24 protein-coding genes and 2 pseudogenes are annotated in these 23,003 nt (G+C 63.3%); 14 read left to right on the top strand and 12 right to left on the bottom strand.

Annotated features, from left to right (window positions below; translation table 11 throughout):
• Nucleotides 1-26: 26 nt before the first annotated feature.
• The 3 genes from EN859_RS31435 to EN859_RS31425 form a co-directional block, all read right to left on the bottom strand.
• A complete protein-coding gene (locus EN859_RS31435; RefSeq protein ID WP_127856490.1) occupies nucleotides 27-431 on the bottom strand; it encodes a GFA family protein in 405 nt (134 codons plus the stop codon).
• A 61-nt stretch (nucleotides 432-492) separates the two neighbouring features.
• Nucleotides 493-1,458: a cation diffusion facilitator family transporter gene (locus EN859_RS31430; protein ID WP_127856489.1), complete on the bottom strand. Its 966-nt coding sequence runs from the start codon at nucleotides 1,456-1,458 to the stop codon at nucleotides 493-495.
• Nucleotides 1,459-1,567: 109 nt separating this feature from the next.
• Nucleotides 1,568-2,377, bottom strand: a complete 810-nt coding sequence (locus tag EN859_RS31425; protein WP_127856488.1) for a transglutaminase family protein — start codon at nucleotides 2,375-2,377, stop codon at nucleotides 1,568-1,570.
• Between the two features lie 208 nt (nucleotides 2,378-2,585).
• On the opposite strand from EN859_RS31425, the gene EN859_RS40325 reads away from it, so the two are divergent.
• On the top strand, nucleotides 2,586-2,711 hold the full coding sequence (locus EN859_RS40325) for a hypothetical protein (protein WP_013528464.1): 126 nt from the start codon (nucleotides 2,586-2,588) through the stop codon (nucleotides 2,709-2,711).
• 287 nt (nucleotides 2,712-2,998) lie between these two features.
• Nucleotides 2,999-3,313, top strand: coding sequence for a quaternary ammonium compound efflux SMR transporter SugE (sugE, locus tag EN859_RS31415; RefSeq protein WP_127856487.1), 315 nt, complete (start codon nucleotides 2,999-3,001; stop codon nucleotides 3,311-3,313).
• 79 nt (nucleotides 3,314-3,392) lie between these two features.
• Here sugE and EN859_RS31410 read toward each other — a convergent pair whose 3' ends face one another.
• Nucleotides 3,393-3,821 carry a DUF6481 family protein gene (locus tag EN859_RS31410; protein ID WP_097571857.1) on the bottom strand — a complete coding sequence of 143 codons (429 nt, stop codon included), beginning with the start codon at nucleotides 3,819-3,821 and terminating at the stop codon, nucleotides 3,393-3,395.
• Nucleotides 3,822-4,039: 218 nt separating this feature from the next.
• Here EN859_RS31410 and EN859_RS31405 point away from each other — a divergent pair, with 218 nt between their 5' ends.
• The 3 genes from EN859_RS31405 to EN859_RS31395 all read left to right on the top strand — a co-directional run bounded on the left by EN859_RS31405 (nucleotide 4,040) and on the right by EN859_RS31395 (nucleotide 7,608).
• Nucleotides 4,040-5,101 carry an LLM class flavin-dependent oxidoreductase gene (locus tag EN859_RS31405; protein ID WP_127856486.1) on the top strand — a complete coding sequence of 354 codons (1,062 nt, stop codon included), beginning with the start codon at nucleotides 4,040-4,042 and terminating at the stop codon, nucleotides 5,099-5,101.
• A 206-nt stretch (nucleotides 5,102-5,307) separates the two neighbouring features.
• Entirely contained in the window at nucleotides 5,308-6,477 is a 1,170-nt protein-coding gene (locus EN859_RS31400) for an AI-2E family transporter (protein ID WP_127856485.1), read from the top strand.
• A 129-nt stretch (nucleotides 6,478-6,606) separates the two neighbouring features.
• Nucleotides 6,607-7,608 carry an LLM class flavin-dependent oxidoreductase gene (locus EN859_RS31395; RefSeq protein ID WP_127856484.1) on the top strand — a complete coding sequence of 334 codons (1,002 nt, stop codon included), beginning with the start codon at nucleotides 6,607-6,609 and terminating at the stop codon, nucleotides 7,606-7,608.
• A 72-nt stretch (nucleotides 7,609-7,680) separates the two neighbouring features.
• Here EN859_RS31395 and EN859_RS31390 read toward each other — a convergent pair whose 3' ends face one another.
• Nucleotides 7,681-8,304, bottom strand: a complete 624-nt coding sequence (locus EN859_RS31390) for a L,D-transpeptidase (RefSeq protein WP_127856483.1) — start codon at nucleotides 8,302-8,304, stop codon at nucleotides 7,681-7,683.
• 406 nt (nucleotides 8,305-8,710) lie between these two features.
• On the opposite strand from EN859_RS31390, the gene EN859_RS31385 reads away from it, so the two are divergent.
• Both EN859_RS31385 and EN859_RS31380 read left to right on the top strand, forming a co-directional pair.
• The gene (locus EN859_RS31385; RefSeq protein WP_127856482.1) at nucleotides 8,711-9,088 is read left to right on the top strand and encodes a hypothetical protein; all 378 of its coding nucleotides are present in this window, start codon (nucleotides 8,711-8,713) and stop codon (nucleotides 9,086-9,088) included.
• Between the two features lie 64 nt (nucleotides 9,089-9,152).
• Nucleotides 9,153-10,040 carry a DMT family transporter gene (locus EN859_RS31380; protein ID WP_127856481.1) on the top strand — a complete coding sequence of 296 codons (888 nt, stop codon included), beginning with the start codon at nucleotides 9,153-9,155 and terminating at the stop codon, nucleotides 10,038-10,040.
• A gap of 44 nt (nucleotides 10,041-10,084) precedes the next feature.
• Here the strand turns inward: EN859_RS31380 and EN859_RS31375 are convergent, their stop codons facing one another.
• Together EN859_RS31375 and EN859_RS31370 are read right to left on the bottom strand one after the other, a co-directional pair.
• On the bottom strand, nucleotides 10,085-11,527 hold the full coding sequence (locus EN859_RS31375) for a LuxR C-terminal-related transcriptional regulator (RefSeq protein WP_127856480.1): 1,443 nt from the start codon (nucleotides 11,525-11,527) through the stop codon (nucleotides 10,085-10,087).
• A gap of 152 nt (nucleotides 11,528-11,679) precedes the next feature.
• A pseudogene (locus tag EN859_RS31370) lies at nucleotides 11,680-12,258 on the bottom strand (substrate-binding domain-containing protein); the annotation flags it as partial.
• Nucleotides 12,259-12,263: 5 nt separating this feature from the next.
• Between EN859_RS31370 and EN859_RS31365 the strand changes: the two are divergent.
• The 7 genes and pseudogenes from EN859_RS31365 to EN859_RS31335 form a co-directional block, all read left to right on the top strand.
• Nucleotides 12,264-12,461, top strand: a pseudogene (locus tag EN859_RS31365) (sugar ABC transporter substrate-binding protein); the annotation flags it as partial.
• Nucleotides 12,462-12,834: 373 nt separating this feature from the next.
• Nucleotides 12,835-14,751, top strand: a complete 1,917-nt coding sequence (gene dnaK, locus EN859_RS31360) for a molecular chaperone DnaK (protein WP_127856479.1) — start codon at nucleotides 12,835-12,837, stop codon at nucleotides 14,749-14,751.
• 211 nt (nucleotides 14,752-14,962) lie between these two features.
• The gene (gene dnaJ, locus EN859_RS31355) at nucleotides 14,963-16,093 is read left to right on the top strand and encodes a molecular chaperone DnaJ (RefSeq protein ID WP_127856478.1); all 1,131 of its coding nucleotides are present in this window, start codon (nucleotides 14,963-14,965) and stop codon (nucleotides 16,091-16,093) included.
• A 119-nt stretch (nucleotides 16,094-16,212) separates the two neighbouring features.
• On the top strand, nucleotides 16,213-16,818 hold the full coding sequence (pmtA, locus tag EN859_RS31350; RefSeq protein ID WP_127856477.1) for a phospholipid N-methyltransferase PmtA: 606 nt from the start codon (nucleotides 16,213-16,215) through the stop codon (nucleotides 16,816-16,818).
• A gap of 61 nt (nucleotides 16,819-16,879) precedes the next feature.
• A complete protein-coding gene (locus tag EN859_RS31345) occupies nucleotides 16,880-17,476 on the top strand; it encodes an NADPH-dependent FMN reductase (RefSeq protein WP_127856476.1) in 597 nt (198 codons plus the stop codon).
• Nucleotides 17,473-18,177, top strand: a complete 705-nt coding sequence (gene pyrF, locus EN859_RS31340; RefSeq protein WP_127856475.1) for an orotidine-5'-phosphate decarboxylase — start codon at nucleotides 17,473-17,475, stop codon at nucleotides 18,175-18,177. Before EN859_RS31345 ends, pyrF begins: the two co-directional genes overlap by 4 nt.
• A 24-nt stretch (nucleotides 18,178-18,201) precedes the next feature.
• Nucleotides 18,202-18,492, top strand: a complete 291-nt coding sequence (locus EN859_RS31335) for a DUF1330 domain-containing protein (RefSeq protein WP_127856474.1) — start codon at nucleotides 18,202-18,204, stop codon at nucleotides 18,490-18,492.
• A gap of 100 nt (nucleotides 18,493-18,592) precedes the next feature.
• Here EN859_RS31335 and EN859_RS31330 read toward each other — a convergent pair whose 3' ends face one another.
• From EN859_RS31330 to EN859_RS31310, 5 genes are all read right to left on the bottom strand, one after another.
• A complete protein-coding gene (locus EN859_RS31330; protein WP_127856473.1) occupies nucleotides 18,593-19,645 on the bottom strand; it encodes a D-alanine:D-lactate ligase-like protein in 1,053 nt (350 codons plus the stop codon).
• A gap of 100 nt (nucleotides 19,646-19,745) precedes the next feature.
• Nucleotides 19,746-20,624, bottom strand: a complete 879-nt coding sequence (locus EN859_RS31325) for an SMP-30/gluconolactonase/LRE family protein (RefSeq protein ID WP_127856472.1) — start codon at nucleotides 20,622-20,624, stop codon at nucleotides 19,746-19,748.
• Complete coding sequence (locus EN859_RS31320; RefSeq protein ID WP_127856471.1) at nucleotides 20,624-21,262, bottom strand: 2-dehydro-3-deoxy-6-phosphogalactonate aldolase; 639 nt, start codon at nucleotides 21,260-21,262, stop codon at nucleotides 20,624-20,626. Before EN859_RS31320 ends, EN859_RS31325 begins: the two co-directional genes overlap by 1 nt.
• Nucleotides 21,259-22,203 (bottom strand): 2-dehydro-3-deoxygalactonokinase, encoded by a 945-nt coding sequence (locus EN859_RS31315; RefSeq protein WP_127856470.1) that lies wholly within the window; start codon nucleotides 22,201-22,203, stop codon nucleotides 21,259-21,261. The genes EN859_RS31320 and EN859_RS31315 overlap by 4 nt, the downstream gene beginning before the upstream one ends.
• Nucleotides 22,200-22,967, bottom strand: coding sequence for an SDR family oxidoreductase (locus EN859_RS31310; RefSeq protein WP_127856469.1), 768 nt, complete (start codon nucleotides 22,965-22,967; stop codon nucleotides 22,200-22,202). The genes EN859_RS31315 and EN859_RS31310 overlap by 4 nt, the downstream gene beginning before the upstream one ends.
• Between the last annotated feature and the right edge of the window lie 36 nt (nucleotides 22,968-23,003).

Genomic DNA, 23,003 nt, shown 5'->3' with positions numbered 1-23,003 from the left:
CGGTTCCCACTTTTGGGTCCGAAGCTCTATTGCTCCTCCACAATCGTCGTACCTTCGAATTCCGGCAGCCAGTGCAGCGCCGAGCGGTGCCATATCTGCTTTCTCGGAACCAACTCTTCGCGCTGTCGCGCCGTGCCAACCCTGATGCCGTAGATTTTCGGCCCCTCGCCGACCGACGTGGCATAGAGATGAGACCCGCAATTGTCACAGAAGGCCTGGGCACGCTTGGCGCCGCTCGATCCGGTCTTGATGTAGATCTTGGGCGTACCCTTGGTGATCCGGTAGTGGTCCTCAGACGCCGGCACTGTCACCCGAAACGCTGTTCCGGTGAGTTTTTGGCAATCCGTGCAGTGGCAGATCGAGGTCTTTTCCGGATCGACCTCCGCTTCGTAAGTGATGGCGCCGCAATGGCACCCGCCGTCGATTTTCATCTTTGCTCCTCCAAGAGGTTTTCCGCGTGATGATATCTGGCTGCCGATTGCACATCCATCCTCAAACCGGTTCTTCTCCGGCTGCCGCTGCCATGGCCTTGCTTCGCCGTTCCCAGGTTCCCTCCGTCTGCGGTTTGATGAACAGCCGTGTGATCTCGGGCATCTCCTCCTTCAGCCGCGCCTCGATACGCTCGACGCAGGCCTCGATCTCCGGCGCCGATAGATGATCTTCGAACTCGATGCTCAAGGCGGCGACAATCTCGTGCGGACCCATATGCAGCGTCAATGCGCCGTTCACCCGCTGCACCGCCTGGTCCTGCTGGGCAATAGTCAGCACTTTCTTCTGCACCTCGGGCGAGGCTGGTTCGCCCAAAAGCAAGCTCTTGCTTTCGCGCGCCAGGAAGATCGCGGTCGCGCCCAGGATGAGCCCGATGCCGATAGAGGCGGCGCCGTCAAGCTCCGGAACACCCAGCAGTTCCGCCGCCAATATGCCGGCGAAGGCCACCATCAGGCCGAGAAGCGCTGCGCTGTCCTCGAACAGCACGGTGTAGACGCTCGGATCCTTGCTGAGCCGCACCGCCTCGATCCAGCCGAGGCTGCCTTTTTCGAAATGGAATTCCCTGAGCGCCACCAACCACGAACTGCCTTCGAACAGGAAGGAAAGCCCAAGCACGACGTAATTCACCCTGACATTGGCGATCGGCTCAGGCGCCATGATATGCACAACGCCTTCGTAGAAGGATATGCCGGCCCCTAGGGCAAAGACGAGAAGCGCGACGATAAAGCTCCAGAAATACAACTCGCGGCCGTGGCCGAGCGGATGCGTACGGTCAGGCGGGCGGGTGGCGCGGTGCATGCCGTAGAGCAACAAGCCGCCATTGCCGGTGTCGACCAGCGAGTGCACACCCTCGGACAGCATCGCCGAACTGCCGGTGAAGAAAGCGGCAGCGAACTTTGTCAGCGCGATCGCGAGATTGCCGGCGAGCGCCGCGTAAATGACCTTTTTCGACCTGCCATGCGCCGCCATGGTGTGCTGACCTGTCCGATGCCGGGAGCTTACCGGCCAACCTGCCGAAGCTCCACAAGCATTCACAACGTGTGAGCTGTCCGGTCGTTCAAGCGTGCGAGGCAGGAACTTACTCGATGACCTCGTCCGTCCACACCCTGAACCCGGCCAGCACGCCCGGTCCGAAAATATGGGTCAGCGGTACGTCGGCAGCATCGCGGCCGGAGGCTATCAGGATCCGGCCGATACGCGGGGCGTTGTTGCGCGGGTCGAAGGCGTGCCAGCGGCCACCGAGATAGACCTCCATCCAGGCGGCGAAATCCATGTCTGCCCACGGTTTCGGCAGGCCAATGTCGCTGATGTAGCCGGTGCAGTAGCGGGTCGGGATGTTCAACGCGCGGCAGAAGGCAACGGCAAGATGCGCAAAATCGCGGCAGACACCGCTTTGCTCGCGATAAGCCTCGGCCGCTGTGCGCGTCGGTCGCGCATTGCCGTAGTTGAAGACGATGTGGTTGTGAACGAAATCGCAGACCGCCTGCACTCGTGGAATGCCAGGCGCAGTGTTGCCAAACAATCGCCATGCCTCGTTCGCCAGCACGTCGCTCTCGCAATAGCGGCTGGGCAGCAGGAACAGCAGCGTATCCGAAGGCAGGTCGCGCACCTCGTGCTGCCAGGCCATGAGGTCGGCCATCTCGAAGCTGCCGGGGTCGCGGATCACCGCATCCGTGCCGAAGGTGAAGCGTCCAGGTGGGGCGACCAAGCGGTTGCACCAATTGCCGAAGCTGTCGCGATAGCTTTCGACCGGCACCGGTGGGTTGGAGGTCAGGAAATCCGGCCGCTCGAGATCGGAGGCGCGGGAATAGTGGACGTTGAGCATCGCGATCAGCGGCGTCTCCTGCGGAAAGTCGAAGCTCATCTCGCAGCCGATGTGGATTCGCATTGTCGTCCTGACCGGCCTGCTTGGCCCCCCGGCGAAAGCACGGGCTGATGTTGCAGTGCGAAGAGACCATCGCACGGACCGAAGCGGTTTACGAGCGAATTAGAAACCGGCTGACAGTTGCAGGCTAGCGCGAACGGCAGGAAACGCCCTCTTGCGGTCGGGCGTTTCTCTTGGTTCACTTCGCTGCCAGCAATCGGAGGAACGAATCATGGCTAAAGGTGCGATGAAGGCGGGCAAGGAAGCTCGCAAGCCGAAGAAGGATGCGAAGAAACCCGCGCCGGCCCCGGCCCTGAAGGCGCCGCCGGTCAAGGCGATGAAGCTCAAGGACAAGTAGGTCTCGGGTACAAGTAAGCCTCGAGCCAACCCGTTTCGGGGCAAGGGTCGCCGGCGGCGGCATCGGCGCATGACCTGAAACCGCAACCGGTTTCGGAAAGGATCATGCGCCGATTCAAAGTGTTGGAGCGTCCGTTGCGTGTCCAATTGGACGCGCAGCGCTTTAGATCCCGCGGAGCGGTTCTGTTGATCGACGCGAGGGAATTTCTATATCCGTCCGGCGAAGACGACTTCGCGCTTTCCCCAAAATCGGCCGGGACGACCCGCCATCCAGATGGAGCGTTCCCGATGTCGTGGACTTTTCTCTTCCTTGCCGGCCTGTTCGAGATCGGCTGGGCCATCGGCCTCAAATATACGGACGGATTCTCGAAGCCGCTGCCGACCGTTCTGACCGTTGCCTCGATGATCGTCAGTCTTGCCTTGCTCGGCCTGGCGCTGAAGGCACTGCCTGTCGGCACGGCCTATGCGGTATGGACCGGTATCGGCACCGTCGGCACTGCACTGCTTGGTATCTGGCTGCTCGGCGAACCCGCGACCGCGATCAGGCTGGCCTGCATCGCGCTGATCGTCTGCGGCATCATGGGCCTGAAGCTCGCGGCCTAGTTGTCATGCAGACAAACGCCTTCAGGGCCGCTGCAAGGCGGCCCTGAGTTTTTGATTCCATCGATCCGCGCTGTGGAAGCTAGCGAGCGGAGAAGCCCGGAGGCGTCCTGCCGGTGCGCTGCTTGCGCGCCGCATAACGCGCGTCGCGCTTTGCCTTGCGCTCTGCCTCGTCGGCAAGCAGACGAGCGATACGCTCGTTTTCTTCGGCTTCGCGGATCTTCGCTTCCGCTTGCGCCGCTTCTTCTGCGGCGATCCGCGCTGCTTCCGCTGCCGCCTCGCGTTCGGCCTTTTCGGCCGCTTCGCGCGCCAGCTTTTCCTGCTTCAGCCTGGCCTTTTCGGCCTCGCGTATCGCACGAGCTTCGAGGATCGCCTTGCGTTCGGCCTGTCGTGCCAGCACCGCAGGATCGTCTGCCGCCGGCTTTGACTTGAAGCGCTCCAGAAGCGCCTTTTTTGCCTCGTTTGCGGCATTGCGCCGCTCGAAAATGTCTTTTTCCCTGTAGATAGCCAAGTCCACTTCCCTGAAGTCAATTCGCGACGCTTACATACGCGCGAAAACCGAGAGTTCAAGCGCCAAAACGGTATGTCAGCCATGAAATTCTGTCTGTTGCAGCCGGGAGACGCCTTTTCGGCCGAAACCGGCATGCACTGTTCACCATCCGCCCCTCTGGCGGCGCGACAGATGGATCGCTACCTCTGCGTGACAACAAACCGTCAGGATGCATGCTCATGGAACTTGGTCTCTACACCTTCGCCGACGTCAGCCCGGAGCCAGGTCCTGGCGCCATCGGCCCACATGAGCGGCTGCGCAACCTGATCGAGGAGATCGAGCTGGCCGACCAGGTCGGCCTCGACGTGTTCGGGCTGGGCGAGCATCACCGTCCGGACTATGCCGCCTCCGCACCGGTGGTGGCGCTGGCCGCCGCGGCCGAGCGTAGTAAGCGCATTAAGCTGACAAGTGCGGTTACCGTGCTTTCTTCCGACGATCCGGTGCGCGTCTTCCAGCAGTTTGCAACGCTCGACCTCTTGTCCGGCGGCCGGGCCGAGATCATGGCCGGTCGCGGTTCGTTCATCGAATCCTTCCCGCTGTTTGGCTACAATCTCGACGACTACGACGAGCTCTTTGCCGAAAAGCTCGACCTGCTGCTCGCCATCCGCGACAGCGTCAAGGTGACGTGGTCGGGCAGGCTGCGCGCGCCGATCAATGATCGCAGCGTCTACCCGCGCCCCTTCCAGGACAAATTGTCGATCTGGATCGCGATCGGCGGCACGCCGCAGTCCGCCGCCCGCGCCGGCGCGCTCGGCCTGCCGCTGGCGCTGGCCATCATCGGCGGCGAGCCGGCGCGGTTCGCGCCGCTGTTCGATATCTATCGGGAAGCGGCGCGGCGGGCCGGCAATGATCCGGCTGATCTCGCCACCAGCCTCAACGTGCACGGCTTCATCGCCGAAACCACCGAACAGGCGGCTGACGACTTCTACCGGCCGCAGGCCGAGGTGATGAACCGCATCGGACGCGAGCGCGGCTGGGGTCCGACGTCGAGGGCGCATTTCGACCAGTCGCGTGGCCCGAGGGGTGCGCTGTTCGTCGGCAATCCCGAACAGGTGGCCGAGAAGATCGTCGCCCAGCACAGGATATTCGGCAACGACCGTTTCCTGCTGCAGATGGCGATCGGCATCATGCCGCACGCCAAGGTCATGAAGGCGATCGAGCTCTACGGCACCAGGGTGGCGCCGATCGTACGCAAGGAGACCGCGAATGCCGCTCCCGCCGCGGTCGTGCCGGTCGCCTAACCGCGAACAGAGTTCGACACCAAAGCCTGTTCAGCCTGTTCAATCCATTCCGACAGAATCGGGACGGGCCCCATCCTGTTGTTTGACCATGATCTTATCCGATCTCGTCAAGGATCCTGCGTCGTTGCCGGCTAACGGAACCTTGCCGCCGCAAGGGCGTTTCCGCCCAGGAGCCGCAGCAGGTGTGGCGTGCCCGAGGGGAAGCGATGAAAGCCGATCCGACCGCTTCGGGCGCCGGCGCAGTCGAGAGCCAGGATTCGCGCGCCGAGGCGCGCGCGGATACGCATCTGATACGTTTGCTGCTCGTCGGCATCTTCATTCTGCTGGCCGTCTATGCGCTCTATTTCGGCCGCTCCTTCTTTATGCCGGTGATCCTCGCCTTCCTGCTGGCGCTGACGCTGACGCCGATCGTGCGCTTCCTGCGCAAGCACGGCGTGCCCGACGCGCTGTCGGCGACGTTTCTGGTGCTGCTGTCGGTTATTTTCGTCGCCAGCGCCGGCTATCTGCTCAGCGGCCCGGTCATCGACCTCATCAACAACACCTCGTCGATCGGCTTGCAGCTCACCGAACGGCTGGCGCAGCTGAAGCAGCCGTTCGAGAGGATCATGCAGATTTCGCATCAGCTGGAGGCGCTGACCGAGACGTCGCAGGAGCCGGGCGTGCAGAGGGTCGCGGTAGCGCAGTCCGGCATCCTGTCTTCGGCCGCAAGCAACATCCTGTCGGCAGGCACCAGCATCACCATCGTCTTCGTCCTGTCGCTGTTCCTGCTCGCCTCGGGCACGATGTTCTATGAGAAGATCGTCCAGTCCTTCTCCAGCCTCACCGAGAAGAAGCGGGCGCTGCGCGTCGTCTACGACGTCGAGCGCGAGATCTCGCACTATCTGCTTACTGTCGCTGCCATCAATACAGGTCTCGGGACGGTGACCGGCCTCGGCCTGTGGGGACTTGGCATGCCCAATCCGCTGGTCTGGGGCGCCGCCGCCGCCCTGCTCAACTTCCTGCCCTATGTCGGCGCGCTGACAACCATATTGCTGGTCACTGTCATCGCGCTGATCAGCTTCGACACTGTCCCCTACGCGCTGCTGGCGCCGGCCTTCGTCCTGCTGTGCGACATCGTCGAGGGCCAATTCGTGACGCCGATGGTTGTCGGCCGGCGGCTCGAGATCAACGCGGTGGCGATCTTCATCGCCATCGCCTTCTGGTCGTGGCTGTGGGGCTTCGTCGGCGCGCTGATGGCGGTACCGCTGCTGGTCGTCATCAAGGTGTTCTGCGACCATTTCGACGGTCTCAGGCATGTCGGCAATTTTCTGGCCGCCCAGCACACGGGGGTGGTTGAGGACGAGGAGATTTCCGATACGGAAAAGGCTGCGGGCTAGCACATGACCCGGGAAGCGGTCTCTGGAGCGCGTCCTGCTCGATCTGGATGCGCGGCGCTCCGATCAATTTTTTGAATTTGCGGCCTCGGCGGGCGCTTCCTACATCCGGTCGTCCACAGGATTCCGGCCATGACCGCTCTTTCCGTTCTCGACCTGTCGCCGATCGTCGAAGGCAGCAGCGCTTCGCAGTCGCTGGCCAATTCGCTCCACCTTGCCCGCCATGCCGAGCGGCTGGGCTACAAGCGCTACTGGCTGGCCGAGCACCACAACATGCCGGGCATCGCCAGCGCCGCCACATCGGTCGTCATTGCCCATGTCGCGGGCGGTACCAAGACGATCCGCGTCGGCGCTGGCGGCATCATGCTGCCCAACCATTCGCCGCTAGTCATCGCCGAACAGTTCGGCACGCTGGCGGCTCTTTATCCGGGCCGCATCGACCTTGGCCTCGGCCGCGCGCCGGGCACCGACATGGCTACGGCGCGGGCGCTGCGCCGCAACCTCGAGGCCGGCGCCGACTCGTTTCCGCAGGATGTCGTCGAGCTGATGGGCTATTTCCGGCCGGCCGAGGACGGCCAGCGCATCCGCGCCGTGCCGGGCGAAGGCGAGCAGGTGCCGGTCTGGATCCTGGGCTCCAGCCTCTATGGCGCGCAGCTCGCCGCCATGCTTGGCCTGCCCTATGCGTTTGCCTCGCATTTCGCGCCGGCCGAACTCGACCATGCGCTGGAGATCTATCGCTCCCGCTTCCAGCCATCGGAACAGCTCGACAGGCCCTATGCCATGCTCGGCCTCAACGTCTTTGCGGCGCCCTCCGACGCAGAGGCGCGGCTGTTGTTCACGTCGCAGCAGCAGGCCTTCGTCAATCTGCGCACCGGCCGGCCCGGCCGATTGCCGCCGCCAGTCGAGGGATATGAGCGTGACCTCGAACCGATGGCCAGGACCATGCTTGATCAGGCGCTGTCCTGCGCCGTCGTCGGCTCTCCGGAAACAGTCAAGCAAGGCATCGACGCCTTCGTGCGCCGCACCGGCGCCGACGAATTGATGGTCACGGCGCAGATTTTCGACCATGCGACGCGGATGCGGTCGTTCGAGATCCTGGCCGAGGCCCACAAATCGCTGTCGCAAGCAGCCTGAGAGTTGGTTCGCCGCTTGGCACTGTTGAGGGGCAAGGCCGGCCGAGGCCGCGGTTAGACGGAGACGCGGCGTCTAAATGACGATCACCTTGGTGCCGATTGTGGAGCGGTCATAGAGATCGATGATGTCCTGGTTCATGAGGCGAATGCAGCCCGCCGACACGGCTTTGCCGATGGACCACCATTCAGGGCTACCATGCAGGCGATATCCGGTGTCACCCTTCTCGTTGAAAAGATAGAGCGCCCGCGCCCCGAGCGGGTTCATGAGTCCGCCCTCCAAATGGGCCGGTATGACGCGGCCTTGCTTCCACTCGCGCACGATCATCGCGGACGGCGCGCTCCAATCCGGCCATTCGCGCTTCCTGGCAACGTGAGCAGTGCCATGCCACTCGAAGCCCGCCTTGCCGACGCCGATGCCGTAGCGCAGCGCCTGACCGTCTCCCAACACGTAGTAGAGGAACTTCGCTCCTGTATCGACAATGATGGTGCCAGGCGCCTCGTCAGTCGCATAAGGCACTGTCTGCCGACGGAGCTTTTGGTCAACCTTGTAGATCGGAACCGGCGGAATGCGGAAACCGGCGTCGGTGAGGCCGCCATAGGCCGAGGGAAAAGTCTGTAATGCGCCGCCGGTGTTGCAGCCGGAGAATGCGACCATCCCAGCAAGTACCAGCCCGATTAGGATCGATTTCATGCGCATGACTCAAGCCGGCGCTCGTGTCGGCGATCGGCCGCATCCCGTCATATTCCTAATCCGGCATGTTTCGATTGCCAAGATCTCCTTCTTGTCGGTGGGCTGATTGTTGGCCATTTGGCTCGGTCGGCGCCGCGTCCTTAAACTAGGGGCAGCAAATCGCCCTCTCCCGCACCTCGGATGGCGATCGCGAGGTGGAGCTGTTCATTCGCGCCGCCATTGCCGCCGGCGGAAACGCTATCTTCCCGAGAAAGCACCCGCTTTGTTGGGAAGCATTCAAGCTCTGATTACTGCCGTTGCAAAAGAATACTGCAAATGCGGGAGGGTGAATACCGCATCTGCCCGATCCCGCCGCAGGCGCACTCGGTCCAAACTCCCTTGCTGCAACAGACTGCAATCAGGGGAGGTTTCCATGCGTCCTGTTTCCATAGTGCTGGCATGCACGATCCTGGGTTTTTCCGCCGTCCAATCGCCGTCACTCGCAAGCGGGTGCAGGCAACTGCTGGAATCGGACGTGAAAATCGCCAGCATGCGCGTGTATGCCGACGTCCTGACCAGTGCCGCCGCCAAGGGGTGGAACTACACGCCCGAATCGATCGTCAGCGGCTCAAAGCGGCACTTTGAGGAGATGAAGCTTCAGTTGATTGCCGCCGGCTTTGAGATCGTTCCCGTCGGCGCGCACCCACATTGCACCCATGCGAACAGCTTGACCGACAGTCAGAGCACGATGTCCGAGCCGACGCCCGAAGTATTTCGCCCAAACCATCATCCGCGGCATGAGCCAAGCTGATCTCTTCATGCGCTAGCAACCACCGACCTGCCCTTCGCGGCGCAAGCTTTGTCGAGACATCGATATGTCGAAGGCGCGGGCCAACTGTCTGCTTCTGCCTGCCGCTGCCTTCCGGGGCTTCGGCAATGTTGCGCAGAAGACCGTGCTCGATCATCTCGATCCGCTCAGCGCGGTGGGCATGCGTTGCCTTATCGCGGGGCTCCTGGTCGTGCTGCTGACCATGCTCGAACGGGGACGGAGGTTCGGATCCGGCTATAGGATGAGCCTCGTCAGGGTGAGCGCCCTGTTTTCGATTTCCATCGTTATCCAGCAGACCGCCTATCTCGGCACCTCGGTCACCAATGCGAGCTTCCTGGTGAACACGGCTACGGTGATGACAGCCCTCGCGGCCTGGTTCCTGGCCGGCGAGCGCCCGACCGCAATCGTCTGGCTTGTGGCTGGGATCACGCTGGTCGGTGCGCTGCTTTTGTCCGGTGGCCTGGCCGCCAGCTTCAGCCAGAGCGATCTCGCGGCGATCTTTTCGGCCGGATGCTACGCGCTCTGGATGGTAAAGCTCGGCCGCCATATGCGCGCCCACGGCGCGCCGGTCACAGCCGCTGCCGCTCAATATCTCGGCGCGACCATCATCACTTTGCCGTTCGGCGCCCTGCAGGGCAATTTATCGCTGGCCACCATCGGCGATGCTGGTCCAGAACTGGCGGCGCTCGGCATCTTCTCGACCGCGGCCGCCTTCGGCATCCAGACGATCGCTCAACGCTTCACTTCCGCCAGCCATGCCGCCGTGGTCGTCAGCGCGGAGAGCGTCTTCGGAGCAATTGGTGCCGCCATCTTTCTCGGCGAGCGGCTGTCGCCGGTCGGGGCTGTCGGTGCCGTGTTCGTCTTTGCGGCGATCACCTTGCTGTCGCTGTCAGCCGACAGATCCGAAATCAGCCTGCCGGCGGCGGCGGACTGAAAACCATCGGTGGCGAGCAGACCGGGTCGCGGCCCGTCCGGCTTTCAGCCGAGCTTCGCCAGTTCGGCGGCGTGGCGGATGGCGACCAACGCGTCCGGGTTCGTCACGGGATGGCCTGCGATGAAGCCTTCGACCGAAAAGCTCGGAAATTCCGCTTTCAAGCGGGCTGCGATCCTCGCGGCCTCACCGGCCTCGCCCACGGCTGCATGCGCGAGCGCCAGGAACATCAGCACGTTCGGCGACTCCGGCGCGCTTCTGCGCAGCGCCGCAATGGCCTCCCGATGCCTGCTGGCGACGAACAGGATGCTGCCCTGTATGCCAAAATACCAGGGCGGAGCCAGCGGGTTGAGGCGCATGGCGCGCTCGATAAGCGGCATCGCCTCCAACGGATCGCCGCCGACAAGAGCCTTGCTGCCGGCCAACAGCGTCAGTATGCCGGCATGGTTGAAGCCGTATTCGAGAGCGCGCCGGTGCGCGCGCTCCGCTCCTTCGAGGTCGCCAAGGCATGCCCTGAGATCGCCAAGGCAAGCGTGGGCGCAGCTGTCCGTCGGGTCGAGCCGCAGCGCGTTCTCGACCGCCGTCCGCCAGTTTTCGATCGATGCCGGCAGATTATCGCCGAAACCGTTGCAGGCTTGAACGGAATAGGCATAAGCGAGCTCGGCCCAGGCGTTGGCGAAGGTAGGGTCAAGCTCCAGCGCACGTGAAAATAGGCGGATTGCCTCGGCATTGCCGGCGCGGCTGGACGTGGTGTGCTGTTCGACGGCAAGCAGATAACAGTCATAGGCCCGCAAGCTGGCCGGCGGCTTGCGGCGAACCGCATTGCGGCCGATCGTGGCCAGCGTTCCGAAACTGCCGGCCAGCACGTTGATGATGCTTTCGGTCAGGCTGTCCTGCAGCGCAAAAATATCCTCGACCGGGCGGTCGTAGCGCTCCCTCCACAGGCTGACTCCATTGCGGGCGTCTGCAAGCTCAATCGTCAAGCGAACCCTCTGGTCGTCGGCGCGCAACTGGCCCGACACGATATAGGTGACGCCGAGCGCCTTGCTGTCCGCCGCGAAATCAGCGGGCTTGCTGCCCAGTGATTTCATGGTGTGGAAGGCGATGACAGGCAGCCCCGCATATCGTGCCAGATCGATGGTGATGTCCGACGACAAACCGTCGGCAAAGCGGCGCCAGCGCTCTTCGGAATTCAGGCATTCGATCGGGAATATGGCGAGCACCGGCGAGGCGTCAGGCAAAGGTAAAAGCGCGGCCGGCTGCGCTCCGGAGGTGCCGGTAAAGTACGCAGCGAGCCCAATCTTGTTACGCACCCCGAGTTTTTCATAGATGGTCGCAAGGTGGGTGCGGACGGTCGAGGGGGCGATGAACAGCGCCTCGCCGATCTCGCGATAGGTAAGGCCGGACGCGAATTTTTCCGCCACCACGCGCTCGCGGTCGGACAAGACCGACGAGGACGGGGCCGGTAAAGAGATCGCAATGCGGTTCATGGCAATTTTCTAGCCATTGGGCAGGCATGGTTTCAACCAGGCGAGGCAAAAACACTACAGCCGACGCAAAGCACTACAAATGCGGGACCTCGAACACCACATCTGGCCGACGGCGCCACCGCCCGCTGAAGCCCATGCTCCTCCGACAGGCATCAGGCGCTGACGCTCTGCGCGATCGCCCCCACTGGCCGGCATGAATTGCGGATCATCAGGCGCCCCTTGAGCGTCAGCTTGCGCGGCGGCGCCTCCCGGTTTCCGGCGAGCCGGTCGAGCAGCAGATTAGCGGCCTGCTCGCCGATCGCCTGCACTGGCTGTGCGACCGTGGTCAATTGCGGCATGAACACATCCGACCACGGAAAATCGTCGAAGCAGGCAACCGAAATATCCTCAGGGCAGGACAGCCCGATGTCGCGGATCGCCTTCATGGTGCCGATCACCATCGGGTTATTGCCCGAGAAGATCGCGCTCGGGCGGTCGTGCAACGAAAGCAGTTGCATCGTCGCGTTGTAACCGTCGACTTCGTGGAAATTGCCGAAGCGGATCAGCTCGCTCTCGGTCGGCAGCCCAGCTGCCTGGAGCGCCTCCCGGTACCCCGTCATGCGGTCGTGCATGGGCGAGATGTCGAACGATCCGGAGATGTAGCCGATTCGCCGGTGGCCGAGATTGACCAGGTAGGAGATGGCGTCGAACACCGCGCGCTGGTTGTCGAGAACCACGGTATCGGTATCGACGCGGCCTGCCCAACGAAGGCGTGACGCTGGTCAACAACGGCGAACTGACGGCGACCTTCACCTATGTGACCCCGGGCGCCGAAGGGCTGCGCCAGGCGATCAAGTTCCTGAACGGCGAGAAGGTCGAAAAGACCATTACCCTGCCGACGGAGAAGATCACCAAGGAAAATGCCGCCCAGATCCTGAAGGACAACGGCCTCTGAGCCTAAGACCCTGCCGGGCGAAGCTCGCCCGGCAGGGCGATTATCCGTCCCCAGAGCCCAGCCTTGTGCCGACTGCATTGGCCGCGTCGTTGACGCCACCCCACCCGACCAAGCCGTGAAACACGTTCGAACGCTCGGGTTCAATGGACGGTCGATTTGGTGTGGCGATAACCAGGCCATTCCCTGGCGACTCACAAGGATGGTGGACGCCTTGCGCAGAATGCTTGCGCCCTGAGCAGCCTGTTCTTATATACGCGCCAAGCCGTTCGGTGCCGGAATGCCGGTTGCCGGAAGGGAATTTCTTATGAACAGGGGCTTTCGTCGGAACGCCTGTACGGGTCCTGAGAGCCTGCTTAGCGGAGAGACTAGAAAAATGGCAAAAGTAATCGGTATCGATCTGGGAACCACCAACTCCTGCGTCGCCATCATGGACGGCAAGGAGTCGAAGGTTATCGAGAATGCGGAAGGCGCGCGCACGACCCCTTCCATCGTCGCCATTAGCGGCGACGGCGAGCGCCTCGTCGGCCAGCCGGCCAAGCGCCAGGCGGTCACCAATCCTGAAAACACCATCTTCGCGGTCAAGCGCCTGATCGGCCGCCGCTATGACGACCCGGTGACGGAGAAGGACAAGAAGCTTGTCCCCTACAAGATCGTCAAGGGCGACAATGGCGACGCCTGGGTCGAGGCCGGCGGCAAGAAGCAGTCGCCCAGCCAGATCTCGGCGATGATCCTGCAGAAGATGAAGGAAACGGCGGAAGCCTATCTTGGCGAAAAAGTCGAGAAGGCGGTCATCACCGTTCCGGCCTATTTCAACGACGCCCAGCGCCAGGCCACCAAGGACGCCGGCAAGATCGCCGGTCTCGAGGTGCTGCGCATCATCAACGAACCGACCGCGGCAGCGCTCGCCTACGGCCTCGACAAGAAGGAGGGCAAGACTATCGCGGTCTATGACCTTGGCGGCGGCACCTTCGACATTTCGGTGCTCGAAATCGGCGACGGCGTCTTCGAGGTGAAGTCGACCAACGGCGACACTTTCCTCGGCGGCGAGGATTTCGACATGCGCCTGGTCGAATATCTGGCGGCTGAGTTCAAGAAGGAACAGGGCATCGACCTGAGGAGCGACAAGCTTGCGCTGCAGCGCCTCAAGGAGGCGGCTGAAAAGGCCAAGATCGAGCTGTCGTCCACCACCCAGACCGAGATCAACCTGCCTTTCATCACCGCCGATGCGACGGGTCCGAAGCACCTGACGCTGAAGCTGACGCGGGCGAAGTTCGAGAGCCTGGTCGAGGATCTCGTCCAGCGCACGATCGACCCCTGCAAGGCGGCGCTCAAGGATGCCGGCCTGAAAGCCGGCGAGATCGACGAAGTGGTTCTGGTCGGCGGCATGACTCGCATGCCCAAGATCCAGGAGATCGTGAAGCAGTTCTTCGGCAAGGAGCCGCACAAGGGCGTCAACCCGGATGAGGTCGTCGCACTTGGCGCCGCCATCCAGGCCGGCGTGCTGCAGGGTGACGTCAAGGACGTGCTGCTGCTCGACGTGACGCCGCTGTCGCTCGGCATCGAGACGCTGGGCGGCGTGTTCACACGCCTGATCGAACGCAACACGACGATCCCGACCAAGAAGAGCCAGGTGTTCTCGACGGCCGAGGACAGCCAGTCGGCGGTGACCATCCGCGTCTTCCAGGGCGAGCGTGAAATGGCCGCCGACAACAAGGCGCTTGGCCAGTTCGACCTGGTTGGCATCCCGCCGGCACCGCGTGGCGTGCCGCAGATCGAGGTCACCTTCGACATCGACGCCAACGGCATCGTCAACGTCTCCGCCAAGGACAAGGGCACCGGTAAGGAGCACCAGATCCGCATCCAGGCGTCGGGCGGTCTTTCGGACGCCGACATCGAGAAGATGGTGAAGGACGCCGAAGCCAATGCCGAGGCCGACAAGAAGCGGCGCGCACTGGTCGAGGCCCGCAACCAGGCCGAGGCGCTGGTTCATTCTTCGGAGAAGTCGCTGAAGGAATATGGCGACAAGGTCTCGGAGGCCGACCGCACGGCGATTTCCGATGCGATCGCGGCGCTGAAGACGGCTGCCGAAGGCGACGATACGGCCGAGATCGAGGCCAAATCGCAGACGCTTGCGCAAGTCTCGATGAAGCTCGGCCAGGCCATGTACGAGGCTTCGCAGAAGGAAGCCGCAGAAGCCGACGCCAAGGCGGACGCCGCCAAGGACAGCGATGTGGTCGATGCCGATTTCGAGGAAATCGACGAGGACGACGAGAAAAAGAAGTCGGCCTGAACCGGCCTGATGGCAGGCAAGGAGAAGAGCCCGGCGCAAAGCCGGGCTTTTTTGCAACCCTTTCTGAAAAAGTGCGGGCCGCGCCGAAAAAATGCGGGCAAACCCGCGTCGACACTGGCATCCCGGCTCCATCGCACCTAAATCGGAACTGCGTGCCGGCAAACGACGCAACAATGCTTCAAGACGTTGAGTATCCGGACTGCGGGAAAAGATGAAAGCTGATTTCTACGAAACTCTGGGCGTGCATAAGGGCGCCGACGAGAAGGAGCTCAAGAGCGCTTTCCGCAAGCTTGCCATGCAGTTCCACCCCGATCGCAACCCCGGCGATCACGCCTGCGAGCACAAGTTCAAGGAAATCAACGAAGCCTACGAGACGCTGAAGGATCCGCAGAAGCGAGCGGCCTACGATCGCTTCGGCCACGCCGCCTTCGAGCAAGGCGGCATGAACGGCGGCGCACACGGCTTCGGCGCCGGCGGCTTCGCCGACATCTTCGAAGATATTTTCGGCGACATGATGGGCGGGCGCCAGCGCCGCTCGTCGGGCGGCCGCGAGCGCGGCGCCGATCTGCGCTACAATATGGAAATCTCGCTGGAAGAGGCGTTTACCGGCAAGACCGCGCAGATTCGCGTGCCAGCCTCGATCTCTTGTACAGAATGCTCGGGCAGCGGCGCCAAGCCGGGCACCCAGCCGGTGACCTGCTCGATGTGCAACGGCCACGGCAAGGTGCGAGCGACGCAAGGGTTCTTCTCGATCGAGCGCACCTGTCCGCAATGCCAGGGCCGCGGCCAGACGATCAAGGAGCCATGCCCGAAATGCGCCGGCCAGGGCCGCGTCACCGAGGAGCGCTCGCTGTCGGTCAACATCCCGGCCGGCATCGAGGACGGCACCCGCATCCGGCTTGCCAATGAAGGCGAGGCCGGCCTGCGCGGCGGCCCGTCGGGCGATCTCTATATTTTCCTTGCGGTCAAGCCGCACGAATTCTTCCAGCGCGACGGCGCCGATCTCTACTGCAAGGTGCCGATCTCGATGACGACGGCCGCGCTTGGCGGCTCGTTCGAAGTGACGACGCTGGACGGTACGCAGACGAAAGTGAAGGTGCCGGAGGGCACGCAGAACGGCCGTCAGTTCCGGCTCAAGGTCAAGGGTATGCCGGTGCTGCGCCAGCCTACTGTCGGCGATCTCTATATCCAGACCGCGGTCGAGACGCCGCAGAACCTTTCACGCCGCCAACGTGAGCTGCTGGAAGAGTTCGAGCAGCTTTCCTCGCAAGACAATTCGCCTCAGTCGAACGGCTTCTTCACCCGCATGAAGGACTTTTTCGACTCCTTCGGCGAGCACTGATCGCTTTGGACCGCTGCCGCTTCCCAAGCGTCATCAACACCTTATGCCGACTTGAGCCTTGCCTTGAACCCGGTAGCTGCTAAGTAGCGTTCCGGGGGGAGCCGTTGAGGAGAGCTCGCATGGCACATGGTCCCGGATTGCGCAAGGCGCTGGCGGAAAAGTTCGACGACGAGCTGAAGTTCTTCAAGGGCTGGATCGACAAGCCGAAGGCGGTCGGTTCCATCGTTCCCACCAGCTCCATCACGGCCCGCAAGATGGCCTCGATCGTCAATCCGAAGTCGGGCCTGCCGGTGCTCGAGGTTGGCCCCGGCACCGGCGTCATCACCCGAGCCATCCTCGCCCAGGGCATAAGGCCTGAAAATCTCTACGCGGTCGAATATTCCACCGATTTCGTGCGCCATCTGCGCCGGCTCTATCCGGGCGTCAACGTTATCGAAGGCGACGCCTTCAACCTTAACGCCACGCTCGGCGACAAGCGGGACCTGGTCTTCGATTCGGTCGTCTCCGGTGTGCCGTTGCTCAACTTTCCGGTCGCCCAGCGCATCGCTTATATCGAGAGCCTGCTCGACCGCATCCCGGCAGGCAGGCCGATCGTGCAACTGACCTACGGCCCGCTGTCGCCGATCCCTCCCGGCCGCGGTGATTATACGGTCAAGCATTTCGATTTCATCATCCGCAACATCCCGCCGACGCAGCTCTGGATCTACCGGCGCGAGGCGCACTGATTGATCAACACTTGGGATTTGAGCGATGCCTGGCTATACCGCTCGTAGAGAGGGTGGGCCAATGGCGGTAATCCCGAAAATTCTCGTCTTTGCTGGTTCGCTCCGCACCGGCGCCTATAGCGGCAGGACCGCCGATGTGGCGCAGAAGGAGCTTGCCCTGCAGGGAGCCGAGGTGACCCGCATCTCGCTCGCCGACTATCCGCTGCCGATCCTGGACGAGGATCTGGAAAAGGAAGACGGCGTTCCCGAAAACGCCATCAAGCTCGGCCGGCTGATCGCCGCCCATGACGGGCTGCTGATCGCGACGCCCGAATATAACGGCTCGCTTCCTCCGCTGCTCAAGAACACCATCGACTGGGTGAGCCTGACGCGCAAGGATGGCAGCAGGACCTTCAGGCCGCTTGTCGGCAAAGTTGCCGGCCTCTGTTCGTCTTCCATGGGACACTTCGCCGGCGTACGCTGCATCAACCATCTGCGCGCGGTGCTGGTGCGTTGCCGGATGGAGGTGGTGACGCCAGAATGCTCGGTACCGGAGGGCGGCAACGCCTTCGACGAGGATGGGAATTTCAGGGACGAAAGACTGCACAAATCGATGGAGCATCTATGCCGCACGCTGATCGAAACCTCGCGTATGCTGTCGACCCGGATCGGGGCATGACCCACTCGGACGATAGCATGCAGGAAAGGCTGATCGTCGGCCTCGACGTGCCGACGGTGAGGGAAGCCGAGAAGGCAGTGCGCGAGCTCGACGGCGTCGTCTCCTTCTACAAGATCGGCTATCAGCTCGCCTTCGCCGGCGGGCTGGACTTCGCGCGCGAGCTTGCCAGCGGTGGGACAAAGATCTTCCTCGACATGAAACTGCTCGACATCGACAACACGGTGGCCAAAGGCGTCGAGAACATCGTCAAAATGGGCATGAGCATGCTGACGCTGCATGCCTATCCGAAGACGATGAAGGCGGCGGTCGAGGCCGCCAAGGGCAGTGATCTTTGCCTGCTCGGGGTTACCGTGCTGACCTCGATGGACGAGCAGGACGTGATCGACGCCGGCTATGAGTACGACCCACACACGCTGGTGCTGAGGCGCTCCGAACAGGCGCTGCATGCCGGCATGGGCGGCATCGTCTGCTCGGCCGAGGAAGCGGAAGCGGTGCGTCGCATCGTCGGACCCGATATGGCTGTCGTCACGCCGGGAATACGGCCCCAAGGTAGTGACCACGGCGACCAGAAACGCGTGGTGACGCCTGCGCAAGCAATCCGCAACGGCTCAAGCCACCTCGTTGTTGGCCGGCCGATCGTCGGCGCGGCCGACAGGCGAGCGGTTGCGGAAGCCATTCTTGATGAAATGCGCTCGGCATAACGGCCCAGCTTCGGAGAAAAAAGCATGCCCAAGGGATACTGGATCGCCCGCGTTGATGTGCGCGATGCGGAAGGCTACAAGGACTATGTCGCCGCCGCCAAATTGGCCTTCGACCGTTTCGACGTAAAATTCCTGGCACGCGGCGGCGCGCATGAAAAAGTCGAAGGCCCCGGTCGCGATCGCAACGTCATTATCGAGTTTCCGTCGCTCGCCGCGGCACGTGACTGCTACCACTCGCCGGAATATCAGCGCGCCGTCGCGATCCGCCAGAAGGTGGCCGACGGCGAGATCGTGCTGGTCGAAGGGCTTGACTAATGCATGTCGCCCAAAAGTGCGCAGCGGTGTTGGGACAACGACATGCACAAAAACAAAGATCTAAAGCGCGTCGCATGAATCTCTTTAAACGCGACGCGCTTTAGGAAAAGAACCGGCTCGCGGCGGTTTCAGCCATTGCGTCGGCCAAGTCCATGCCCCATTGCGAGTGGCAATAGGCACGAAAATCGAAGCAGGGCAGGCCAGGGCAGACTTCGAACTCGATGAGGTGAACGTTGTCGTTTGGCTCCACCCGGAGATCGATGGAGAACACATCGCGCAAACCGAGCCCGGCCATCAGCCTCGCGGCGATGCGGCGGATTGTTGCGGCGGCTCCCGGCTGACTCGCGGCAACCGGCAGCAGCGCGGGCTCGGCGTATTGTCCCGCCTCCTTCGCGGCCTCACCGGTGTCGCCGTAGAGCGCCAGACTGTCTGCCATGGTTTGGAAGTCGCCGCCTGAATCGACAAAGGCGATGCCGAGCGCCTCGACGCCGGTGTCCGGCTTCAGGGCCAAGAAACTGGCGCGCACATTGCGGCCGGCGACATAAGGCTGGACGACGACATCGTCGCGATAAGCGGAGAACACACGCCGGCTAAGCTCCAGCGCGTGGCTGAGGTCGCTGCTGCGCGAATCCGGCCAGATGCCGATCTTGGCACCCAGCCGGTTCGGCTTGACGAACCAGCCGGCTGGCGAAGCCGGCGGCTCGACCAGCCAGTGGCCGTCGCGGGCGAGGCCCGCCTGCGGCGCCGGCAGGCCCAGCGCACCAAGCACGGCGCCGGAACGGAACTTGTCCTGGCAGAGCGCGAACAGGGAATCGTCGGCACCGATTGTTTTCAGGCCGTTCAGCCTTGCCAGGGCCGGTGCTGCGCCGCCGCGGAAATAGGCGATGCCGTCGGTCAGCGTCCACACCAGCGTGGTGTCCGCGTGCTCGTCGGCCAGCCCGCCGGCGGCATCATCGAGCGCCAGCGGCGCGAAGCACAGGCCGCGCTTTTGGCAGGCAGCGGCAAGCGCATCGAACTCGGGCGCGAGATCGGTCGACTGCGCCAGATAGGAGGCGATTTCGGCAGCGCGCTCCGGCGCGTGGCCGTCAGCAACCAGCCGGTCGAGGCAGGCCTTTTCCGGCTCATAGACCAGCACAAGCTTGGGACGCGGCATAGCGACGAAATTCCTGTGAATGTCGGCGCACCATCGCACCGCCTGTCGGCCCTGCTTTTCCAAAATCCGACATGGGCTAGACGTCGGCACGACAGAAATATCAGATCACGACGCGCGCCTCGAAGCGGCCATTGACGGGAATGTCGAGCAGAAAAGTCATGCCGGCCTGCGGATCGAGCTGGCGCTGTTTGTCGTCCTTGCCCGACCACGCGGAGGTCACCGCCAGCCGGTCGGCATTCTTGCCGACAAAAGCCGGGCAGGAAGGCTGCGTCACCGGCATTTCGACCGAACGGACCAGCTTGCCGTCAGGTCCATAGGCTTTGACGACTTTGCCGCCCCAGCAGGCGTTCCACAGGATGCCGTCGCGGTCGAGCACGGAACCGTCGACATAGCCCTTGGCCGAGCTGTGATCGACGAAGATCTTCGGCTCGCCGGCGGGCAGTCCGGTCACCGGATCGCAGGCGACGCGCATTAACAGGCCGGTGCTGGTATCGGTGTAGTAGGCGACCGTTCCATCCTCGGAAAAGCAGATCGAGTTCGATACGGTGATGTCGGCAAACAGCCGGCGCAATTCGCCCTTGAAGAACCAGTAGATCGAGCCGGCGGCCCTTTCCTCCTTCTTGCCCATGGTGCCGACCCAGAAGGCACCGCAAGGATGAACGCGCGAATCGTTCGAGCGCGTGACTGGATTGTCGGCCTCGATCGGCGTGTGCAGCGTCATCTTGCCGGTGGCCACGTCACGGACATGCAGGCCGGTCTCGGTGGCGATCAGCTGGCGTTGGCCGTCGATGATGGCGATGGCGCTCGCCATCTGGCCCAGCTCGTGGATTTTCAACACGCCGCCGGCAAAGCTCTTTTCCAGAAGCCGGCAATTGACGATGTCGAACCAGAAGAGCGTATCGGTGCCGGGATCATAGCTCGGCCCCTCGCCAAGCTGGCAGATGTGGTCGGAAAAAACCGAAACGATCTCTTCGCTCATCATGCGCCTCCGAAAGCCATGTCCCAGGCCGCCACGGCGGCGCCCGCACGCGCCGCAACCTCGTCGACGCTCATGCCCGGCTTGAACAGGCTGGAGCCGAGGCCGAAGACGGTAACGCCCGCCGCCTTATAGCCGGCAAAGTCCTTTTCCGAAACGCCGCCGACAGCGCCGACCAGCGTCTCGGCCGGAAGCACCGCGCGCATTGCCGAAATGCCGCCGGCGCCAAGCACGCTCGCCGGGAAGAATTTCAGCGCCGAAGCGCCGAGCCGGATGGCTTGGAAGGCCTCCGTGGGCGTGAACACGCCCGACATCGTCACCATGCCGTACTTCATCGCGCGGCCCATGACCTCGGCATCGATGTTGGGGCTGACCAGCAAGCGCCCGCCGGCTTTGTGCAGGCCGTCGACATCGGCTGATGTCAGCACAGTTCCAGCGCCGACCAGCGCCGTGCGCGGAAGCGCTTCGACGATCCTGGCGATCGACACAAACGGCTCCGGCGAATTGAGCGGCACTTCGATGGCTTCGATGCCAGCCTCGAAGATCGCCTGGCCAATGGCTACCGCCTCCTCCGGCTTGAGGCCGCGCAGAATGGCGACCAGGCCGCGCTTGAGCTTCGGAAAGGGTGCGGTCTGGGTCACGCGGCAACTCCACTCTTGGCGATCATGCCATTCTCACGCGCCGCCTCGACCAGGCCGGCACGCACCGCCTCGTCGGCGTCGACAGTCCTGACCGCAAGGCCGGCAAGGGCGAGCGCCTGGCCATAGAGCGCGCCTAGCGCGCCCGAGGCGACCAGCACGACCGGCGCAGCACTTGCTCCATAGCGGCGGCTTGCCGAGGCGATCTCGCCGCCGATCAGCAGGCCGGACAGGCAAGCCGCCGCATCGTCGGGCTTGAGGTCCTGCAGCAAGCCGGCGGCGCGGATCGAAAACAGTTTTGATGTGACATCGCCGCCCTCGGCCAGCGCTCTGCGACACCAGTCCTGGAAAAACGGATTATGCGATGTGACCGGCTTGGGCTGCTCACCCAGCGAATGGCGCAGGATCGAGTGCATGGCCAGCACCGAAAACAGCTCGCCGGTCGGCCAGGTGCCGAAACCGGCAACGGCGCCGTCCTCGACCAGAACCCATTTCGAATGGGTGCCGGGCATGCAGACGAGATGGCGGCCCTTTGCCGGCAAACCAGCGCCGGCGAGCTGGGTTTCCTCGCCGCGCATCACATCCGGCGCATCGGCCTGGCGCTGGGCAAGGCCCGGCACGATGCGGATGTCGCGGCGTTGGCCCTGGATGCGAGCGGCGCCGGCAAGGATGGCGCCGATCGGCGCCGGCACCGTGACATAGGGCGCCTCCAGCCAGCCCTGGCGGGAGCCCGCCATGCCGCAGATGATGACCGGCAGTGCCTCCGGCGCGCCCATTGCCGCCAGATGCCCTTCGAGGATGGTCGAAAACCCGATGGCCTGGGCGGTGATCAGCCCGTCGTCGCCACGACGTTCGGCAACAACCCCGCCCGTCTCGTCGAGCAGCCAGACCCGCATACGGGTGGTGCCCCAGTCGACGGCGGCGACAGAAGGCGCCTTGCTCACAGGAACCCTCCGTCGACAATGATCAACTGTGCCGTCAGCATGCGTGAAGCGTCGGACGCCAGGAACAGCACCGTTCCGACGATATCCTCCGGCTGCATCACCTCCTTGATGCACTGCTTGGCGACGTGCGCGGCGAGCGCCTGCTCGGTCACCCAGAGCTGCTTCTGCCGCTCGGTGATAACCCAGCCGGGCGCGATCGCGTTGACGCGAATGCCGTCGACGCCCAGCCTGCCGGCGAGGCCCTTGGTCAAGCCGACAATCCCGGCCTTGGCGGCGGTGTAGGCCGGCATATCGGGGTGGTTCATGAGATAGGACGTGGAGGTGAAGTTGATGATCGAGCCACCGCCGGCCCGCTTCATGCCCGGCGCCACCGCTTGCGCGGTAAAGAAATGCGGGCGCAGATTGACGGCATGGTTGTTGTCCCAGAACTCCACCGTGACATCTTCCACCGCATGGCGATCGTCCAGCGCGGCATTGTTGATCAGCACTGTGACGTCGCCATGCAGCTCGGCGGCCCTGGCGGCCGAAGCACGCAGCGCTTCAATGTCACGAATGTCGGTCTTGAGGTAGAGCGGCCGCCGGCCGAGCTCTTTTTCCAGGCGATCGGCAAGCGCCAGGCTGACGCGATCGGCGATGTCGATGAAGGCGACCTTCGCCCCCTGGCGGGCAAACCCCTCGGTCAACGCCGCGCCGATACCGGACCCGCCGCCGGTGATCAGCACCGAAGCTCCTTCAAGGTCGGCAAAGCGCGCCGATGGCATCATGATTTTTTCTCCGCAGAGCGGCGGACGTTCAACTTG

It is taken from the genome of Mesorhizobium sp. M00.F.Ca.ET.216.01.1.1, assembly GCF_004010325.2.
Classification (GTDB): Bacteria; Pseudomonadota; Alphaproteobacteria; order Rhizobiales; family Rhizobiaceae; genus Mesorhizobium.
The sequence above is the reverse complement of the archived record's forward strand: the minus strand, read 5'-3'. Positions and strand labels throughout refer to the sequence as shown.

Coding starts and splice junctions, on each gene's coding strand:
- EN859_RS40325 (WP_013528464.1), top strand. CDS start 2,586: ATGGCTAAAGGTGCGATGAAGGCGGGCAAGGAAGCTCGCAAGCCGAAG.
- pmtA (WP_127856477.1), top strand. CDS start 16,213: ATGGCACATGGTCCCGGATTGCGCAAGGCGCTGGCGGAAAAGTTCGAC.
- EN859_RS31380 (WP_127856481.1), top strand. CDS start 9,153: ATGTCGAAGGCGCGGGCCAACTGTCTGCTTCTGCCTGCCGCTGCCTTC.
- EN859_RS31425 (WP_127856488.1), bottom strand. CDS start 2,377: ATGCGAATCCACATCGGCTGCGAGATGAGCTTCGACTTTCCGCAGGAG.
- EN859_RS31405 (WP_127856486.1), top strand. CDS start 4,040: ATGGAACTTGGTCTCTACACCTTCGCCGACGTCAGCCCGGAGCCAGGT.
- EN859_RS31335 (WP_127856474.1), top strand. CDS start 18,202: ATGCCCAAGGGATACTGGATCGCCCGCGTTGATGTGCGCGATGCGGAA.
- dnaJ (WP_127856478.1), top strand. CDS start 14,963: ATGAAAGCTGATTTCTACGAAACTCTGGGCGTGCATAAGGGCGCCGAC.
- EN859_RS31395 (WP_127856484.1), top strand. CDS start 6,607: ATGACCGCTCTTTCCGTTCTCGACCTGTCGCCGATCGTCGAAGGCAGC.
- EN859_RS31390 (WP_127856483.1), bottom strand. CDS start 8,304: ATGCGCATGAAATCGATCCTAATCGGGCTGGTACTTGCTGGGATGGTC.
- EN859_RS31330 (WP_127856473.1), bottom strand. CDS start 19,645: ATGCCGCGTCCCAAGCTTGTGCTGGTCTATGAGCCGGAAAAGGCCTGC.
- pyrF (WP_127856475.1), top strand. CDS start 17,473: ATGACCCACTCGGACGATAGCATGCAGGAAAGGCTGATCGTCGGCCTC.
- dnaK (WP_127856479.1), top strand. CDS start 12,835: ATGGCAAAAGTAATCGGTATCGATCTGGGAACCACCAACTCCTGCGTC.
- EN859_RS31430 (WP_127856489.1), bottom strand. CDS start 1,458: ATGGCGGCGCATGGCAGGTCGAAAAAGGTCATTTACGCGGCGCTCGCC.
- EN859_RS31310 (WP_127856469.1), bottom strand. CDS start 22,967: ATGATGCCATCGGCGCGCTTTGCCGACCTTGAAGGAGCTTCGGTGCTG.
- EN859_RS31385 (WP_127856482.1), top strand. CDS start 8,711: ATGCGTCCTGTTTCCATAGTGCTGGCATGCACGATCCTGGGTTTTTCC.
- EN859_RS31345 (WP_127856476.1), top strand. CDS start 16,880: ATGGCGGTAATCCCGAAAATTCTCGTCTTTGCTGGTTCGCTCCGCACC.
- EN859_RS31325 (WP_127856472.1), bottom strand. CDS start 20,624: ATGAGCGAAGAGATCGTTTCGGTTTTTTCCGACCACATCTGCCAGCTT.
- EN859_RS31435 (WP_127856490.1), bottom strand. CDS start 431: ATGAAAATCGACGGCGGGTGCCATTGCGGCGCCATCACTTACGAAGCG.
- EN859_RS31400 (WP_127856485.1), top strand. CDS start 5,308: ATGAAAGCCGATCCGACCGCTTCGGGCGCCGGCGCAGTCGAGAGCCAG.
- EN859_RS31375 (WP_127856480.1), bottom strand. CDS start 11,527: ATGAACCGCATTGCGATCTCTTTACCGGCCCCGTCCTCGTCGGTCTTG.
- sugE (WP_127856487.1), top strand. CDS start 2,999: ATGTCGTGGACTTTTCTCTTCCTTGCCGGCCTGTTCGAGATCGGCTGG.